Genomic DNA, 17807 nt, shown 5'->3' on the forward strand with positions numbered 1-17807 from the left:
CGGGAGAAGAAAGGAGGAGGGCGGATGCCTACTGTCAACGAAATCATTGAGCGGGTGGACCGGGTGAAGGTCAATCCCTACGACGACGCCGACAAGGCCCGGTGGCTTATGGATCTGGATGGAAAGATCTATCAGGAGGTGACGGCCTCCCCGCTTACGGAGGAGGGAGAGAGCCCCACGCCGCCCCGTGTATGGCCGGAGGAGGGGGACAAGCCGCTGTTGGTAGACCCGCCCTATGACCGGCTGTACGACCTCTACCTCTTCGCTATGATCGATTATCACGACAGGGAGTATGCGGGCTACAACAACGATATGGAGCTGTTCAACGCCGCTATGGGAGAGTTCCGCCGGAAGTGGCGGAGGGATCACAGGCCCTTGAGCGGCGGCGGATGGAAGGGGCGGTTTTAATGGATTTGCCGTATCTGCCCCACTCCGGCTCCAAGCGCCAACAGCAGATTGTGCGGTTCGGCTCGGTGCGCTACGGGCAGGGGGGAAGCCCTGGGGAGCTGAGGGAGAGTGAGGGGCTTTCCTCCGCCCGGTATCCCGCCCTGTCCCAGCGCCCGCCCCGGAAGGCGGAGGAGGGGTATATCGCCCCCACGGCCCTCTATGGAAAGGGAAAACTGCTGGTGGTGGACGGGACCGACCTGCGCTACGACGGGAAGGTGGTGGGGCAGGTGGCCGCCGGGGAGAAGAGCTTTGCCGCCCTCAATACCAAGATCGTGATTTTCCCGGACAAGGTGTATCTGGACACCGAGGCCGAAGAGCTCAAACCCCTGGAGGCCAAGTGCCCGGTATACGGCGGGAATCTGAGCTTCACCACCGACACCCTCACCGTGGCGGCCCAGACCTGGAACGACGAGGAGGGGGAGGCCGGAAGGCTGGAGCTGGGGGCGGGGGAGAGCTTGACGGTGTACACCTCCGCCAGCGTGGACCGCTCTACCGGGGCGGTCACCACCCAGGGCGGGGCCTCCACCGAGATCTCCAAGGTGAAGGCCGGGGACATTCTTCTGGTGGCGGACAAGCCCAAGGAATACCGGGTGGTGACTGGGGTCTCGGCTTCCATTGAGACGGGGAGCGTGGTGTACACGGTGAGCTATATGTCCCACGCCGCCGTCCTCCATACTTACCCCAAACTCAGCGAGATCTTCAAGGTGGGGGACGCCGTGGAGATCAGCGGGTGTTCCGGGGCGCTGGAGGCCAACAATAAGACTTCCATTGTCCGCTCCCTGGAGGAGCGGAGTTTGACCTTCTATGAAAACACCTTCACGGCGGGGACCGAGGCGGGGGAGGCGTTGGTGGCCAGGACGGTGCCCGAGCTGGAGGTCATATGCGAGTGTGACAACCGGCTTTGGGGGGCGGAGGGCTCCACCATCTGGGCCTCCGCCCTGGGGGACCCCACCAACTTCAAGGTCTATGACGGGCTGTCCACCGACGGCTACGCCGTGGCCGTTGGCTCCGACGGGCCCTTTACCGGGTGCGTCGCCTCCGGCTCCAACGTGCTCTTTTTCAAAGAGGATTGCGTACACAAGATCATTGGCACCAACCCTAAAAACTACGAGCTGTACACCTATCAGATTCAGGGGGTGCGCCGGGGGAGCGAGAAGAGCCTTGTCACCATCAACGAAGCCCTCTTTTACCACGGGCGGAATGGGGTGTACATCTATACCGGCGGGACCCCGGAACTGCTGACGGAGAACTTCGGGACCCGGCGGTTCCGGGACGCTGTGGCGGGCACCGATGGGGAGCGGTACTACATCTCCATGGCCGACGAGGCCACGGGGGAATGGGGGCTGTGGGTCTATGACACCCTGCGGGGCATCTGGCTCCGGGAGGACGATACCCACGCCGCCGACTTTGCCGGCCTGGACGGGGCGCTGTATTTCCTGGACGTCGGGGACGGACAGGTTTACAGCACGGGCCGGGGAGGAGAGGAGCGGGTGGCCTGGAGCGCCACCCTTTACCCCTTCGACGAGACCGTTCACAACCGCAAGGGCTATTCCCGGCTGTATCTGCGCTTGGAGCTGGAGCCGGGGGCGTGGCTTAAGGTGGAGGTCAGCGCCGACGGCGGGCCCTTCCGGCAGGTGTACCTTACCCCGGACAGCCGGGCGGGGACTATGACGGTTCCTATCCTGCCCACCCGGTGTGACAGCTTTACCGTGCGGCTGTCGGGCAGGGGGGCGTGCGTGGTGAAGAGCCTGGTGCGGGAGTTCGATACGGGAAGCGAGGTGTGATCGGTGGCCGTTTTCAGTACCCAGCCCCCGCAGGTGGATCAGAAGGACCCGGTGAAGTCCCTGCGGGCGCTGACGAACTATGTCTCCGGGATGCAGGAGGCCATTGACTACGCCATTACGCAGATGAGGAAGGACGCCCAAGAGCTGGCGGCCACGGTGGAAAAGCAGGGGAAGGAAATCACCGTGGCCCAGGGGCGGCTTGGCTCTTTGGCGACCGACCTTTCCTCTCTGCGGGGACAGGTAAACGGGCTGGGAAACAGAGTGTCCGCCCTGGAAAACCGGGTGACCGCACTGGAAAATAGATAGGAGGTTGCGACGAGGTGGCATATACGAAATACGAGGGCGGCGACGAAGAGCTGGATAAGATCCTCTCCGACTACGGGAGCAAGTACCAGGAGGCCCGGGAGGCTGGGGACGTGTCCGGGATGCGTGAGGCCAACGATTCCGCCAACCAGGCCCGAAACAAATATGGCTACGCCGCTGAACACGCCGATGAGGACATCGAGTACATCAAGGGGAAAACGGGTTACTACTCCAAGGGTTCCGGCGGCGGGTCCTCCGGCGGCGGGTCGGGGTTCTCCTATCAGTCCGCCCCCTCCTTTGTGAGCAGGTACCAGGATCAGATCGACGCCCTCACCAAGCGGATCTTGGGGCGGGAGGCTTTCGACTACGACCCGGAGAATGACCCCACCTATCAGCAGTACAAGAAGACCTACACCAGAGAGGGCCAGAGGGCGATGCAGGACACCCTTGGGGAGGTGGCCGCCCGAACCGGGGGGCTTGCCTCCTCCTACGCCGCCTCCGCCGCTGGACAGGCCAACGACTACTATATGGGGAAGCTGGCCGACAAGGTGCCGGAGCTCCGACAGCTTGCCTATGAGATGTACCAGAGCGAGGGGGACACCCTGCGCTCCAACCTGGAGATGCTTCTGGGCCTGGATGGGACCGATTATGGGCGGTATGCCGACCTGCTGGGGCAGTTCAACACGGACAGGAGCTTTGCCTACGGGGCGGGCCGGGATCAGTTGGCCGATGAGAGGTACAATTCCGAAACGGCCTACCAGCATGGGCGTGATGAAGTCAACGACCAACGCTATAACCAAGAATACGCAGATAACCGAGGGGACGCACAGTATAACAAGGATGCTGACCGGGCGGCTTGGCTGGCCGCCGCCGGGGATTATTCCGGGTTTGCCGCCTTGTGGAATCTGACGCCGGAGCAGACCCAGAATCTTGTGGATGAGTACGCCAAAAGTAAGAAGATGGATGAGGATGCCGCCGCCCGTGAGCTGGCCGATTGGTACGCCCAGTATGGGGATTTTTCCAAATTGAAGGAGCAGGGTGTGAACACAGGCTATTTGTCCAAGGTCCAGGGGGCGGAATTGGCCGGCCTGTACAACAAGGGAAAAGGCGGGACTTCCAAGACCTCGGGAGAGCCGGATTACGACGGCCTGTTTGCCGCCGCAAGGGCCAGCGGACACCCGCAGAGCTTCATTGCCAACAATTATAAAAAGTACGGATTTTCCAGTTCCACGGGGCTTTATGGAGAGTATCAGGGCGACTACGAATACGATCCCGGCAAGGTATCCGCAGTGGCCAAGGGGCTTTATACCGACTTGCAGAAATACTATGCGTCCAGGGAAGATCAGCTGGAGAAGATCAACCGGGAATATCAGGGCGGCGGTATTTCTGAGGATGATTACAAGTGGCTGTTGGATAAGTTCGGCCTGCTGTGAGGAGGATATAAATGAGCATCGAAAGCATCCAGGAGAGGGCACGGCGCAGGGCGCAGGAATTTGACAGCGCCGTAAAGGGCGGCGGCGCAGCCGTTCCTTCCGGGGCTGTTGACTTGTCGGTGGCTGGACGGAGGACACTGTATGACCGGGCGCTGGCGAAAGCCCGAAAGGCGGATGCCGATATGGGGGCGACGGCGCTTGGAACAACCTCGTTGAATCATCGGTCGGGGTCCAGCCGGGGGACGGGAGCGGCGGCGTCCTTGCCTGCCCCACAAAAGGCCGTTGGAGAGGCTTGGAATGTGCGCCGCACGACCAGAGAGACGGATACGGGAAAGACCAAGACACCGGTTCTCGGGAAAACAATCCCGGCCAGGGACTTCCAGCGGTCACAGCGGGAGGACACGCCCCCTGCTGCGGAAAAAGTGAAAGTGCCTGACGGTGGGAAAACCGTGCGGAAAGAGAGCGAAAAGCCGGAGCGGAAAGCCGCCCGAATTGTGGAGACCTCTGGGCAGAGAACCAACCGGCTCAAGCTGGAAGCGCAGAACAAGCGGGAGGCCGCCGTGCAGATGGGCGGGGAATCCGCCGCCGCCCGGTCCCTCACCCAGGAGGCCGACGAGCTGGCCGAAGAGGCTGGAAAAAAGACCAACCTCCGGGGGGCGATGGAGAACAAGAGCTATCATGCCCGGCGGCTTGCGGACCGGGATTTTTATGAGACGATGGCCCGGCGGGAGAACTTTCAGCCCAGCGTGGAGGCGGGAGAGCGGGCCGATTTTACCGGGGAGACCCTTCTTCCCACGGCGGAGGGGAAGGCCAAGAGGGCGGCACTGGCCCTGCGGAATGGGGACTTCTCCCAGTCTCCCGGCCTCGCCTATTTGACCCCGGACGAGAGAGACACCTTTTTCAGCTACATAGGGCGGCAGGATTATGAACGGGCCTGGGACTACCTGGAGATCGTATCCTGGGAGGCCAACGCCAGGGAGAAGGGGGTCCGGGCCGGAGAGGAACAGGCCCTTGCCCAGGAGCACCCCTGGGCCGCCGCCGTGGGTAACGCCGTCAACTCTTATCTCCAGCCCGCCGCCTTCGCCGCAAACCTGGGACAGGCGGGGAAAAACCTTGTCACCGGGGAATATGAGCCCACCGATCCCAACTCCCAGTGGTTCAGCGGGGCCCACGGGGTCCAGAACACCGCCGCCGGGGTCCACGCCGCCGCCGTGGAGTGGGGCGAGGCCCACCTGGGAGAGGGGGGCGGAGAAGCCGCCGGGTTCCTGGCCGACACGGGCCTTTCCATCCTCCAGAACTTGGCCCAGATGCCCTTCGGGGAACCGGCGGCCCTCATCCTCATGTCGGCCAGCGCCGCCGGGGGACAGACCCTTTCCGACCTTCAGGCCGGGGCCACGCCGGGACAGGCGGCCCTCTCCTCCACGCTGGTGGGGGCCACGGAGTACGTGACGGAAAAACTGCCCATCGACAATATCTTCCGGTTGGCCCGCACGGCTCCCGCCAACCTCCGGCAATTCGTGGTGGAGCTGGTGAAACAGATGGGCTCCGAGGCCCTGGGGGAAATGTCGGCGGAGGTCATCGAGAACGCCGTCAACTACTGCATCTATGACGGAACCGGCATCTCCGACTTTGAACAGCTGGTCGGCCAGCTCATGGCCGAAGGGATGAGCGAAGAGGAGGCCAAGAAGGCGGCCTTCTACCAAATCGGCGTGGTAAACGTGGGTCTTGCCGGGCTGGGCGGGGCTATTTCCGGCGGCGTGTTCGGCACAGGGGCCCAGGCCATCGGCTACGTGGGCGGGCGCATGGAGCAAGCGAGGAGCAACGAAACCCTGCGCTCCGCCGTTGAGCAGTTGGCCCAGGACGGCAGGGTGAGCAATACCGTGGCCGAGCGTGTCTTGACCGATACCGCCGCCGTGGAGACCTTGACCAGGGAGGCCGGTCTGGCGCTGGAGGACACCATGAGCCAGAGCCAGCGGCGGAAAGCCGTCAAGGAGGCCGTGGAGACCTTTGCAAGGCCCGGCACGGACACAACGGCCCCCGCCCAGGGCGAGGGGACGGCCAGCACGGAGAAGGGCACGGCGGGGCTTGCGGCGAAGAGCGCCGTGACCCGCTCCCAAGTGCTCGGCGGGGTGGCGCTGGGGGAGAGCGGCAAGAAGGCGTATCAGGCGGCCCTGCTTCCAGACGGGGACGTGACCCGTTATACCGGCGGCTTCTTCCACTACTACAACGCCGGAATGGACGGGAAGCCCATGGGACAGGTGCGCTCCGAGTTCTCGGGCGACCTTACCAGTGCCCAGAAGTTCGCCGCCTGGACCGCCGGACAGAATGACGCCAAGGTGAGCTTGGAGCGGGGGAAGGGCGGTGCGGGGCTGGTGACGGTGTACAACCAGGAAGCCGGGCTGATCCAGAACGAGTACAGCGCCCAGCTTCCCGCCCGGCAGGCCCAGGAATTGCACGAGCTCTCCCGTGCCCTGGGGGCAAAGGTCGTCATCGACGCCACGGCGGGCACGGCCCAGGGGCGGAGCGACGCCGACGGCTACCTGCGGGACGGAGTGGTCCATTTGGCGGCGGACGCCGATGTGACGGTTGTAATTCGGCACGAGCTGACCCACCGAATCCAGGAGCTTGCCCCGGAGGCTTATAAGAGTTTCCGGGATTATGCTCTGCGCTTTTATGGGGAGAACGCCGTCCAGGAGATGTTCAGCCGCTACTACGAAGCCAGCGACGGGAGGCTCCAGCTTTCCAACGAGGAGGTCATGGACGAGATCGCCGCAGGCTTTTCCGGGAAACTGCTCACCGATGAGGGGAGCGTCAAACAGCTGATCCACGACGACCGAACCGTGGCCCGTAAATTTTTTGATACGCTGAAAAATTTGGTTCAGACCATCAAGGAAAAGCTGGGCCGGGCGGAGCCTACCCTGGAGCGGGCGGAAAAGCTGTGGAGAGACGCCTTCCGGGAGGCCCAGCGGCAGGCGGCGGAGCTGAACGAACAAAACAACGCCGCCGGTCAGGAGACCGACGGCGGGACGAAATACAGCATCAAATTCGACGAGGATGGGGCCATTGCCGTCTTGGAAGGGAAGTTCGACAGTGACCGAAAGGCGGTGGAAGCGTATCTCAAAGGGTTGGTTTCTGATGAGGTGTTTTCCACGGTCTTGAGCGACGCTCAGGCGGTATATATCGGGAAAGACCTGCCCGGAGAGTATACCCGCTCTGAATATACTGAAACCCTTTTTTCCCGCCTGAAAAAAGCAAAGTTTAAGGCGGCGGGTGTCCTTGGCGACATGATCTTGATTGCGGACAATCCGCAGTTTGGAGCAGACACAGGCGGGAAGCATGGAAAGCGGGCTCAAAATGGGTGGTATTACTACGACACTCGCTTTGCTGTCCCGGTATTCAATCAGAATGGGTCCATCAATCACTATACCCCATATTCTGCCCAGCTGGTGGTCCGAAATGATGCGGACGGGAAATCCTATCTCTATGATATAAAAGAAATCAGAGGAAGTCGTCAGGCAATAGCGGCGGACGGTTTTACCGAACCCACTATGGACACCCGAGCTTCCTCTGCTGAGGATATTATATCCCAAACCGGGGAGGAAGGCAACACTAAGTTTTCCCTGAAAGACACCACCCCGGAGGCGGAGGCGGACCGGCTTCGGGAGCTGAACGAATACCTCAGAGCCCAGATGAAGCGGACCCCCGCCCCCAAGACGGACACCAAGGCGGTGCAGAGTGCGGCAAAGGCCGTTTTGTCGGAGTACGCATCCGGGTATGACGGCGGGGCGTTGTCCGGGCGGCTTCAGGCCATGTACGACCATATGGCCGCCGGTGTGGACGGGCATGGGGCGGAGCTGACATATGAAAGCCTGCGGCGGGAGGCCGTGGACGTGGCGGCGGACGTGCTCCGGGAGGCGGTGCGGCAGGGGAATCCCCTCTATGACGATTACAACAGCCTGCGCTCGTATCTGCGGGAAGTGAAACTCAACGTGCCCCGGAGCATGTGGGCCGATTTGGACATGGCGGGGGGCTATCAGCAGTTCAAGAAGGACAACGCCGGGCGGCTTAAACTCTCGGTGGCCGATGGGCAGGCCGTGGACACGGTTTACAAAGAGCTGTCCGCCAAGTGGCCGGAGTTCTTCGACGAGACCCGGCAGGCCAACCCCGCCGACCAACTTCTCCAGATTGCCGACGTGCTGGACGGCCTGGAGCCGGTATATGAGAGCGCCTTCACAGGCCCGGAGGCGGAGGGAGCGGTGGAATACCTGGCAGCCGACCTCATCGAGCGGTTCTATGAACTGCCCCAGCAGGCCCCCACCTTTGCGGACCGGCAGGAACAAAAACTCACGGCACAGAAGATCCACGACAACAAGAAGCTGGAGCGGCTTCGGAAGGAGAAAAACGCCCGCATCGAGGAGATCCGGCGTCAGGGCCGGGAGCGGGTACAGGATGCGGTCAGCCGGGAGCGGTCCAGGGGAGAGGAGCGGGTGACCCGGATCAAGGAGCACTACGCCGAGATCCGGCAGGGACAGCGGGAGAGACGAGCGGATTCCAAGGCCAGGTCCCGTCTGCTGGAGATTGCCAAGCGTCTGCAAAACAAGAAGATGCCCGAGGCCAACCGGGCGCTTCTGAACCAATACATCGGAGAGCTGGACACCACGGCAAAGAGCATGACGGGCCAGACCATCACGAAGCTGTCTGACTTGAAGGCGTGGTATGAGACCCAGAAGCGCACCGACCCGGACTTTATTTCGGACCCGGCCACGGAGGCCAAGATCGCCAGGCTGGAAAAAGTCTCCGTTGACACTCTGTCCCCGGCCCAGGTGGCCGAGCTGACGGAAATCCTGCTGAACATTGAGAACGAGATGCGGACCAAGGACAGGCTGATTGACGAGGAGGACCGGCGGGACATTTACCACATGGGCGAGGCGGTCATTTCGGACGTGGAGGCCGCACGGGGGAGCAAGGGCGGCGTGATGGACAAGTTCATCGTGACCGAGACCCTTTCCCCGGTGCGGGAAATGAAGCGTCTGACGGGGTATGTGGAAGCAGACCCCCTCCTCCGTGTGACAAACGCCTTGGCCGACGGCCAGCGGGCGATGCTGGATTACCAGATGCGGGCGGAAAAGCCCTTCCAAAGTTTTGCGGAGGACAAGCCCTTCCGCAAGACCTTCTCCGGGGCCAAGGCCGAGACCATCCAAATTACCGGCATGGCGAAGGGCGGACCTGTCACGGTGGAGATCACCCCAGCTATGCGGACGGCCCTCTATCTCCACAGCCTGAACGACCAAAACCTCCGGCACATCCGGGACGGCGGGATCACCGTGCCCGACATGGCGCTCTATCGGAAGGGGAATCTGGCGGAAGCCTACGCCAGGGGGACCACCGTCAAACTGACACCCTCCCAGGTGCGGAGCATCACGGCGGGAATGACGGCTCAGGAACGGGCCTTTGCTCGGAGGGCCCACGACTATTACAACGGCATGAGCCGGGAGGCCATCAATCAGGTGTCCGAAAAGCTCAAGGGGTACTCCCTGGCCCAGGTGGAGAACTATTTTCCCATTCAGACCGACACCAGCTTCACCAAGAGCGACTTTGAGAGCATCAAGTTCGACGGCTCCATCGAGGGGATGGGCTTTCTGAAGGAGCGGGTGAACGCCGCAAATCCCATTCTCCTGCGGGACGTGGACGCCGTGGTGGAGCAGAGCATCCGCCAGCACGGGAAGTACGTGGGGATGGCGGTCCCGGTGCGCAACTTCAACAAGATCTGGGGCGTGACCACTGGGAGCTTCAACGAGGACGGAAGCCGGAACGCCTTCGAGAGCAGTGTCCAGAAAGCGATCAAGCGCAAGTGGGGCGAAACGGGCTTCAACTACGTGGAGAAGATGATGGCCGACCTCCAGGGCGGCACGGCCCCGAAAAACAACTGGGCCAAGGCGCTGGGGCGGGTGCGGAGCAACTACGCCGGAGCGGTGCTGACGCTGAATCTGTCCGTGGCGATGAAGCAGGCGGCCAGCTACCCCACGGCGGCGGCGGTGCTGGGCTGGACGCCACTGGTCCGGGCGATGGCGGACAATGGCCCGGTGGACCTGGATCTCATCGCCAAGTATACCCCCCTCCAGTGGTACAGAAGCCAGGGCTTTTCCACCAAGGAGCTGGGCGACATGAAGAGCCAGAACCGACAGCTCCCGGCGGTGCTGAACTGGGTCCAGGGGGTGGATCTGCTGACCACCCGGAAGCTCTGGAAGGCGTCGGAATACTACGTGCGGTACAACGACAAGACGCTGAACCGAGGGACGGACGCCTATTACCGGGCAGTGGCGGAGGTGTATAACCGGGTCATCGAGGAGACCCAGCCCAACTATACCACCATGCAACGTCCCCAACTCCTGCGGAGCGACGATTCCCTGATGGCGAACCTCGCTATGTTCAAGACCCAGCCCTTTCAGAACTTCAATATCCTGTATGATGCGGCGGCGGAATATGCGGCGAAACGCCGGAGCGGCAGTCCGGCCCAGGTGAAGACGGCCCGGAAAAACCTGGGCCGGGCGGTGACGAGCCAGCTTGCCCAGCTTGCCGTATTTGCCGGCATGACGATGGCCTGGGCCCTATTCCGGGGCAAGAAGGACAAGTACGAGGACGAGGAGGGGGAGATGAGCGTCGAATCTCTCCTCAAGGCGATGGGGAAAGACATGGTGAGCGGGCTGTTTGCCGAGGTCCCCTTCGGGGCCGATGCCTGGGAACTCCTGAGCAGTCAGATGTTTGGGGACCCATACTACGGCATGGATGCGGTGACGGTGACGGCCCTCACGGATACCTTGCAGTCCTTCTCCGGCCTGTCCGAGCTGGTGGGGCGGCTGGTGAAGAACGCCGCCGCCGGGGAGGAGATCGGCTGGAACGCCGCCCGGCTGGAACTGGACGGGTATCTGGACGACATCAGCAAGGCGGTGGGGGTCCCCTACGAAAATATCATGAATCTGTTTAATGCCGTCTACCGGCAGGTCAGCGTGAAGATCAGCGGGAAGTATCTGGGGGAATATCAGGCCCTCAAGCTGACAGAGGACCCAGAAAAGCACTCCGCAGATTATTACAACGTGCTTTACGCCGCCTACCGGGGGGACGCCGGGGCCTATGAGGAAATCTACGCCGATATGGTCCAGAGCGGCAGTTTCCCGGAGGAGAAGATCAAGAGCGCTATGGAGAAACGGATGAAGAATGACCAGGGCGTGGAGAGCGTTCAAGATCTTGAGAGCCGCTATTTGTCGCCGGAGCAGAAGGAGCAGTACGACAAAGTGGAGCGGGCCATAAGCGGGACGCAGGTATACCGCCGGGCCAGTGAGGAACAGCGGGAGCGGGCGGAGGACCGGCTTTACGGCTACGTGACCGGGGAGAAGGCCCTGACCGAAAAGCTGGAGGAGCTGGACAAGGCCGGGATCACGCCGGAGGAATACCTGCTTTACAAGCTGGCCTGCGAGGTCGTCAGCGAGGACGGCAACGACAGCACCAGTCAGGCCGAAGCAGAGGCGGCGATCAAGCTCTTGACCGGCCTCACGAGCCGGGAGCGGGCGGCGCTGTGGCAGAGCACAAATAAGGGCTGGAAGTCGGAAAGTAATCCCTGGGGATAAAAGTGGCGTCGCAATCCCACTTTGCCCCTGGTATGCTTGTGGAAACAGGAGGACAATTTAAATTGGAGGGAATGAGATGGAAAACCTTGCGAACGTGAAAAATGGAGTGCTGGCGGCGCTGTCCTTTGTCTTTGGGGCGGTCACTCAGGCTTTGGGCGGCTGGGACGTGGCGCTCCAGGTGTTGATTGGCTGTATGTCCGTGGACTACATAACTGGCCTCGTGGTGGCCGCCGTCTTCCAAAAGTCCAACAAGAGCGAAAGCGGGGCCCTGGAGAGCCGTGCGGGCTTCAAAGGGCTGTGCCGGAAGGGCGGGGTGCTGTGCCTGGTGTTTGTGGCGGCGATGCTGGATTCGGCGCTGGGTGTGACCTACGTGCGCCCGGCGGTGTGCTTCTTCTTCATCGCCAACGAGGCGTTGAGCATCCTGGAAAATCTGGGGCTTATGGGGGTGCCCTATCCCCAGAACTTCAAGAATATGCTTCAAGCGCTCAAGGATAAGAATGACGGGGATTTGAAAGGGGACGGCCAAAATGGGTAAAGTGCACAATTACCAGAAAATGGTACGGGGGGGGGGTGCAAGTAATTATACTTGTCACTCTGCACAAAAAGAGCGGCGGAGGGCTGTCCATCAATCTGTAACTCTGTTCGGCCCGCAAGGGCTGATCCGGGGGGAGGGGGTGGCCCTCTGTGGCTAAAATCCCTGTGTATTCGATCCCGCCCTCTGGAGCGGGCACACAAGCGGACCTGTTGGTAGACAGGACCTTTAACCTCTCGGGCATAGCGAGAAATGACAGTACAGCCGATAACCTAGATATCGTAATTTCTGGCACTATTAATAAGTACGATTTGCTTTTGGTGGTGGCTGAGGGCCGGATTTCGGTCACTGCTACTGCGGCGGGAACGAGTTACGGCTATTTGACCTTGAACTCTACATCTTATGGACGTAATATCTGCGGCACATCGTCGTCAAAAATTGGGGCGACAGAGAGTGCATCGGGCACTTTAAGATTCCCGGCGATGAAAACAGAAGGGGATAGCTTCAAGGCGATTGACGCACTATCTACGTTCGTTGGTACAGATAAAACAATCCGTTTGTATCTTCATGGCACCTACGCCGACATGACGGCATCAGGCAGAATCCAGGTGTGGGGGGTCAAGCTGTATGCAAACTGAGGAGGTACAGACATGACCGATATCAACAAGATCCTGGAGCTGGCCCGGAGCCAGCTGGGGGTAAAAGAGGCCCCGGCGGGGAGTAACCGGGTGAAGTACAACACGGCCTACTATGGCCGGGAGGTGAGCGGGGGTGCCTACCCCTGGTGCTGTGCCTTCATCTGGTGGCTCTTCCGGGAAGCGGGTGCGCCGGAGCTGTTCTATGGGGGAGGCAAGACCGCCTCCTGTACCACACTGTATAACTGGTACCGGCGTCAGGGGCAGGCGGTTGAGAAGGCAGAGATCCGCCCCGGCGACTTGGTGTTTTTCAATTTCGACGGCAATCCCGCCGTGATGAACCACATTGGTATCTGTGAGAGCGTGGAGCCTGGGTACGTCACCACCATCGACGGGAACACCGGGACCACCAACGAGGCCAACGGCGGGGCGGTGATGCGCCGCAGGCGGGCGCTCAGATACGTGGGCGGGGCGGCACGGCCCGCTTATACGGAAGAGGAGGAAGGTATGAAGCTGTATCGGTATGTGGCCGAGATGCCGGAGTGGGCCCGGGAGGCGGCCACGAAGGCCATCAACAACGGCCTTATCAAAATGGACGAACACGGGGCGGTGGGGGTGTGGGAAGCCAACCTCCAAGCCCTGGTGTGGATGGACCGGCTGGGCCTGCTGGACAAGCCCGCCGTTAGATAAACTAAAGCTGTCCCCCGTCCTTCGGAAGGTCCAAGGATGGGGGACAGCTTTGTTACTAACGGCTGATTATTGTACAATATGACGATTGCAAAAAAGTTTTGATATGTATTAAAAAGCGTAAATTACATTGCTGTATATAATAATTATTGTACAAAAGGTAAAGAGTTTCTTAACGTTCCCTTAAATCTCCTTCCCGCCCCTTGTAAACCGGAAATGACATGCTAAGATAAAGGCAGCAATAGGAAAAATCAAGAATGACGGGAGGGGACCGGGATGCGGCTCATTCACTTTGTGCAGGACTTCAATCTTGTGATCGGAGTGACCATCACCCTGCTCTATCTCTACCAGGTGGGGTATCTGGTCGTGGGACTGTTCCGGCGGCGCTGGCGGGATAAGTACCAGCCCAAGGCCCTCCACCGGTATGCCGTCCTCATTTCGGCCCGGAACGAGGAGGGGGTCATCGGAGAGCTCATCGGCAGCCTGAAGCGGCAGAATTACCCGGCGGAGCTGCTGGATATCTACGTGGTGGCCGACAACTGCACCGACGATACCGCCGGGGCCGCCCAGGCGGCGGGGGCCAATGTATACCGCCGCTTCAACCACACGGAGGTGGGCAAGGGCTACGCCCTGGACTACCTGCTCAAGCAGCTGGAGGCCGACGGCCTGGCCGGGCGGTACGAGGGCTACTTTATCTTTGACGCCGACAACATCGTGGATCCCAACTTCGTCTCCGAGATGAACCGCACCTTCGACCGGGGGAACTTCGACGCCGTGACCAGCTACCGAAACTCCAAGAACTTCGGCCAGAACTGGATCACCGCGGGGTATTCCATCTGGTTCCTGCGGGAGGCCCGCTTCGTCAACTCCGCCCGGATGACCCTGGGCACCAACTGCGCCGTGTCCGGCACCGGGTTTTTGATCTCCGCCCGGATCATCCGGGAAAAGGGGGGCTGGCCCTACCACCTGCTCACCGAGGACATCCAGTTCTCCGCCGAGTGCGCCGTGGAGGGCCGCCGGATCGGCTACTGCGACGGGGCCATGATCTACGACGAGCAGCCCACCTCCTTCCGCCAGTCCTGGGACCAGCGGATGCGGTGGTCCAAGGGCTTCTACCAGGTGGACGGCCGGTACGGGTTGTCCCTCATCCGGGGCATCTTCAGGGGCGGCCGGCGGGGGCTGGGGTGCTACGACATCCTGCTCACGGTGACCCCCGGGGTGCTGCTGTCCGTGCTGGGCGGCGCGCTGAACCTTATGGTGCTGCTGGTCTGCCTGTCGGCCCCCGCCTATGTGGTCAACCGGGTGCTGGACCTGACGGGGAATTTCCTGGCCAGCGGCTTCCTCAACTTCTACCTGGGCATGTTTTTCTATGGCCTGCTCACGGTGCTCAGCGAGTGGCGGCACATCCGGGCCACCGGGTGGCAGAAGCTGAAGTATCTCGCCCTGTTCCCCCTGTTCATGCTGACCTACATACCCATCTCCGTGGCCGCTCTTTTCCAGAAGGTGGAGTGGAAGCCCATCACCCACAAATCCATGGCCCAGATCGACACGGCGGTGTAGCGGACACACCTCAAGCCCGGTGGTTTTTGACCACCGGGCTTTTCCTTTGGGGCCGGTTGCGTTTTCGGGCTTTTTCGTGATATACTACTGACGATCAAAAAACTTGGAGGGATATGGATGGAAGTTCCCCTGCCGCTGACCGCCGGAGCCGGGCCCAGCCCGAAGCGGCGGTTTGGCTCCATGAAATTTGGCGGCCCCCCGGACCCGGAGCGGTTCGAGGAGGCGGTGTCCCACTGTTCGACCGCCCTGGCCGGGACGGACGGGCCGGTGTGGTGCGGCGGGCTGGAGAGCCTGGCCGACGGCCGGTGCGCCCTGCTGGCGGCCGGGAGGCCGGTGTGGTGCACCTTCCGGTGCGACCGGGAGGGGCGCACCGCCGCGGGTGCCGACGTGTTGGCCGCCCTCATCGTCATGGAGGGCATGGGATGCGCCGCCTTCGGCCTGGAGGGGGACGATCCGGAGGCCCTGGCCGGGCAGATGGCCCGGCTGGCCCCCTACGCCACCGTGCCCCTGCTGTGGCCCGGGGACCTGCCCCGGCCCACGGTGGATTGGGAGCTGGGCCGGGCACTGGCCGACCCGGACGTGATCCCCTGCGCCAGCGGCACGGAGGCCCGGTTCCTCACCCCCGACGTGGACGTGGGGGAGACCCTGCGGTGCGGGCCGGGGCTGGTGGAGGAGATCCTGGAGAGCGAGGAGCAGCGGCCCCAGGGGGCGCTGAAGATCGCCATTCTGGACGAGGACGACCTGTGGGCCTTTTTGGAGGCCCAATACGCCATCCGGGACGCGCTGTGCCTGTGGTCCGACGTGCCGGAGCTGCTGGAAAAAGCACTGCGGTATTATCAGGGACGGGCCTTCTGGGACGGCACCGGGGACCTGGAGGGGGACTTTTTGGAGGAGATGGCCCGAAAATATGGGCTGATCCTGCTGTGAGGGGGAGAGGGACATGACTGAGATCGGGTTGGACAACTGGCCCCGCCGGGACCGCTACGGATTCTTCAAAGGGATGTCCTGGCCCTTCTGGACCGTCACCTTTCCCGTGGACGTGACCAGGCTCCGCCGCTGGACGAGGGAGCGGGGCGTCTCCTTCTACCGGGCCATGGTCTACGCCGTGACCAAGGCCATGGAGCGGGTGGAGGCCTTCCACTACAAGGACCGGGATGGGAAGATCGTCCGCCACGACGCCTTGGTGCCCAGCTTTACCGACCTGAGGCCGGGGAGCGAGGACTTCTATATCGTCACCCTGGAGGCGGGGGACGACATGGAGGAGTTCTGCCGCCGGGCCAGGGCGGCCAGCGAGGCCCAGGACGCCTTTATCACCCAGGGCCCCTGGGCGGAGGATGAACTGGTCTACTTCACCTGCCTGCCCTGGTTTCCCGTCACCGCCCTCACCAACGAGCGGGACCTGGTGCCCTGGGACTCCGTCCCCCGGGTGAGCTGGGGGAGGTACACCACCGACACTGCCGGACGGGACACCCTTCTGGTGTCCCTGGAGCTGAACCACCGCCTGCTGGACGGGGTCCACGCCGGGCGGATGTTTGAGGCCCTCACCGATCTTTTGGAGGCGCTATGACATACGGGGAACTGACAAGCCGCCTGGCGGCGGCCGGCCGGGGCGAAAAGGGCGGGGGCTATGCCCTGGCGGTGCCCGTGGTGGAGGAGGGAGAGCTCTCCCTCCTCTTTGAGGTGCGCTCCGACGCCCTCCAGACCCAGCCGGGGGAGGTCTGCTTCCCCGGCGGCGGGGTGGAGTTGGGGGAGACCCCCCAGGAGGCCGCCCTGCGGGAACTGGAGGAGGAGCTGGGCCTGTCCGTCCCCCTGGTGGAGCTGGGCCGCCCCCTGGGCCGCCAGGGGCACCAGGCGGGCTTTTTCACGGATCCCTTTTTGGTCCGGCTGGCCCCCGGCTGGCGGGAGGCCATGCGGCCCAGCGGGGCCGAGGTGAAGGAGACCTTTACCGTCCCCCTGGACTTTTTCCGGCGGACGCCGCCGGAGCGCTACACCTGCCGGCTCCAGACCGTGCCGCCGGCGGATTTCCCCTATGAGAAGATCGGCTTTCCCCAGGGATATCCCTGGCGGGAGGGCCGGTTTGAGGTGCCGCTGTGGATGTGGGAGGGCCGCCCTATCTGGGGCCTCACCGCCCGGGTGGTCCAGGCTTTGGTGGCGGCGCTGTGAGGGGCGGGGAGGAACGGCTGGGGCCCTATGTCTACCACTGGACGGAGGGTTGCTTTCCCCTGGGGGCGGACAGTCTGGCCCTGGGGGAGTTCTGCGCCCTGAGGGAGGGGGAAAAGGTCCTGGACCTGGGCTGCGGTGCGGGGTTGCTGCTCCTGCTGTGCGCCCGCCGGGCGCCGGGGCTTACCCTGACGGGGGTGGAGCTGGACGCCGAAGCCGCCGCCCTGGCCCGGCAAAACCTTTCGGAAAACGGCCTGACGGGAGAGATCCTCACCGGGGACCTGCGGGAGACGGAGCTGCCGGCGGGGCAGGATTTGGTGCTCTCCAACCCGCCCTGGCATCCCTCCGGTTCCGGGGCAGAGGGCGGCCCCGGGCGGATGGAGGGCTGCACCCTGCCCCAGCTCTGCCGGGCGGCCGCCGGGGCCCTGCGGCACAGGGGCCGCTTTGACCTGGTCCACCGGCCCGAGCGGCTGGCGGACCTGCTCGCCGCGCTGCGGGGGGCGGGGCTGGAGCCCAAACGGCTCCGATTCTGCCGCCACGCACCGGACAAGGCCCCCTACGCCGTATTGGCCGAGGGGGTGAAGGGGGGCAGGCCGGGATTGGCCCTGCTGCCCGATCTGGTTTGAAAAAGGAGGCCGCCA

General features: G+C 62.7%; 13 protein-coding genes. All 13 read left to right on the plus strand.

Going from position 1 to position 17807, the window contains the following annotated elements; all coding sequences use genetic code 11:
• The first annotated feature begins 24 nt into the window (after nucleotides 1–24).
• The 13 genes from AAEU42_RS01120 to AAEU42_RS01180 all read left to right on the plus strand — a co-directional run bounded on the left by AAEU42_RS01120 (nucleotide 25) and on the right by AAEU42_RS01180 (nucleotide 17792).
• Nucleotides 25–408: a hypothetical protein gene (locus tag AAEU42_RS01120; protein WP_342231675.1), complete on the plus strand. Its 384-nt coding sequence runs from the start codon at nucleotides 25–27 to the stop codon at nucleotides 406–408.
• On the plus strand, nucleotides 408–2231 hold the full coding sequence (locus AAEU42_RS01125) for a hypothetical protein (RefSeq protein WP_342231676.1): 1824 nt from the start codon (nucleotides 408–410) through the stop codon (nucleotides 2229–2231). The genes AAEU42_RS01120 and AAEU42_RS01125 overlap by 1 nt, the downstream gene beginning before the upstream one ends.
• A gap of 3 nt (nucleotides 2232–2234) precedes the next feature.
• The gene (locus AAEU42_RS01130) at nucleotides 2235–2537 is read left to right on the plus strand and encodes a hypothetical protein (RefSeq protein WP_342231677.1); all 303 of its coding nucleotides are present in this window, start codon (nucleotides 2235–2237) and stop codon (nucleotides 2535–2537) included.
• A 14-nt stretch (nucleotides 2538–2551) separates the two neighbouring features.
• On the plus strand, nucleotides 2552–3967 hold the full coding sequence (locus AAEU42_RS01135) for a hypothetical protein (protein WP_342231678.1): 1416 nt from the start codon (nucleotides 2552–2554) through the stop codon (nucleotides 3965–3967).
• A gap of 449 nt (nucleotides 3968–4416) precedes the next feature.
• On the plus strand, nucleotides 4417–11592 hold the full coding sequence (locus AAEU42_RS01140; protein WP_342231679.1) for a sbcc family protein: 7176 nt from the start codon (nucleotides 4417–4419) through the stop codon (nucleotides 11590–11592).
• Between the two features lie 76 nt (nucleotides 11593–11668).
• A complete protein-coding gene (locus AAEU42_RS01145; protein ID WP_342231680.1) occupies nucleotides 11669–12127 on the plus strand; it encodes a phage holin family protein in 459 nt (152 codons plus the stop codon).
• Nucleotides 12128–12276: 149 nt separating this feature from the next.
• Nucleotides 12277–12762, plus strand: coding sequence for a hypothetical protein (locus AAEU42_RS01150; protein WP_342231681.1), 486 nt, complete (start codon nucleotides 12277–12279; stop codon nucleotides 12760–12762).
• A gap of 12 nt (nucleotides 12763–12774) precedes the next feature.
• Entirely contained in the window at nucleotides 12775–13449 is a 675-nt protein-coding gene (locus AAEU42_RS01155; RefSeq protein ID WP_342231682.1) for a CHAP domain-containing protein, read from the plus strand.
• Nucleotides 13450–13722: 273 nt separating this feature from the next.
• Nucleotides 13723–15006 carry a glycosyltransferase family 2 protein gene (locus AAEU42_RS01160; RefSeq protein ID WP_342231683.1) on the plus strand — a complete coding sequence of 428 codons (1284 nt, stop codon included), beginning with the start codon at nucleotides 13723–13725 and terminating at the stop codon, nucleotides 15004–15006.
• A gap of 117 nt (nucleotides 15007–15123) precedes the next feature.
• A complete protein-coding gene (locus AAEU42_RS01165) occupies nucleotides 15124–15933 on the plus strand; it encodes a hypothetical protein (protein WP_342231684.1) in 810 nt (269 codons plus the stop codon).
• 13 nt (nucleotides 15934–15946) lie between these two features.
• On the plus strand, nucleotides 15947–16573 hold the full coding sequence (locus AAEU42_RS01170) for a CatA-like O-acetyltransferase (RefSeq protein WP_342231685.1): 627 nt from the start codon (nucleotides 15947–15949) through the stop codon (nucleotides 16571–16573).
• Entirely contained in the window at nucleotides 16570–17169 is a 600-nt protein-coding gene (locus tag AAEU42_RS01175; RefSeq protein ID WP_342231686.1) for an NUDIX domain-containing protein, read from the plus strand. The genes AAEU42_RS01170 and AAEU42_RS01175 overlap by 4 nt, the downstream gene beginning before the upstream one ends.
• Nucleotides 17166–17792, plus strand: coding sequence for a methyltransferase (locus AAEU42_RS01180; RefSeq protein WP_342231687.1), 627 nt, complete (start codon nucleotides 17166–17168; stop codon nucleotides 17790–17792). The genes AAEU42_RS01175 and AAEU42_RS01180 overlap by 4 nt, the downstream gene beginning before the upstream one ends.
• Nucleotides 17793–17807: the final 15 nt, after the last annotated feature.

Source organism: Pseudoflavonifractor phocaeensis (genome assembly GCF_038439875.1).
GTDB lineage: Bacteria > Bacillota > Clostridia > Oscillospirales > Oscillospiraceae > Vermiculatibacterium.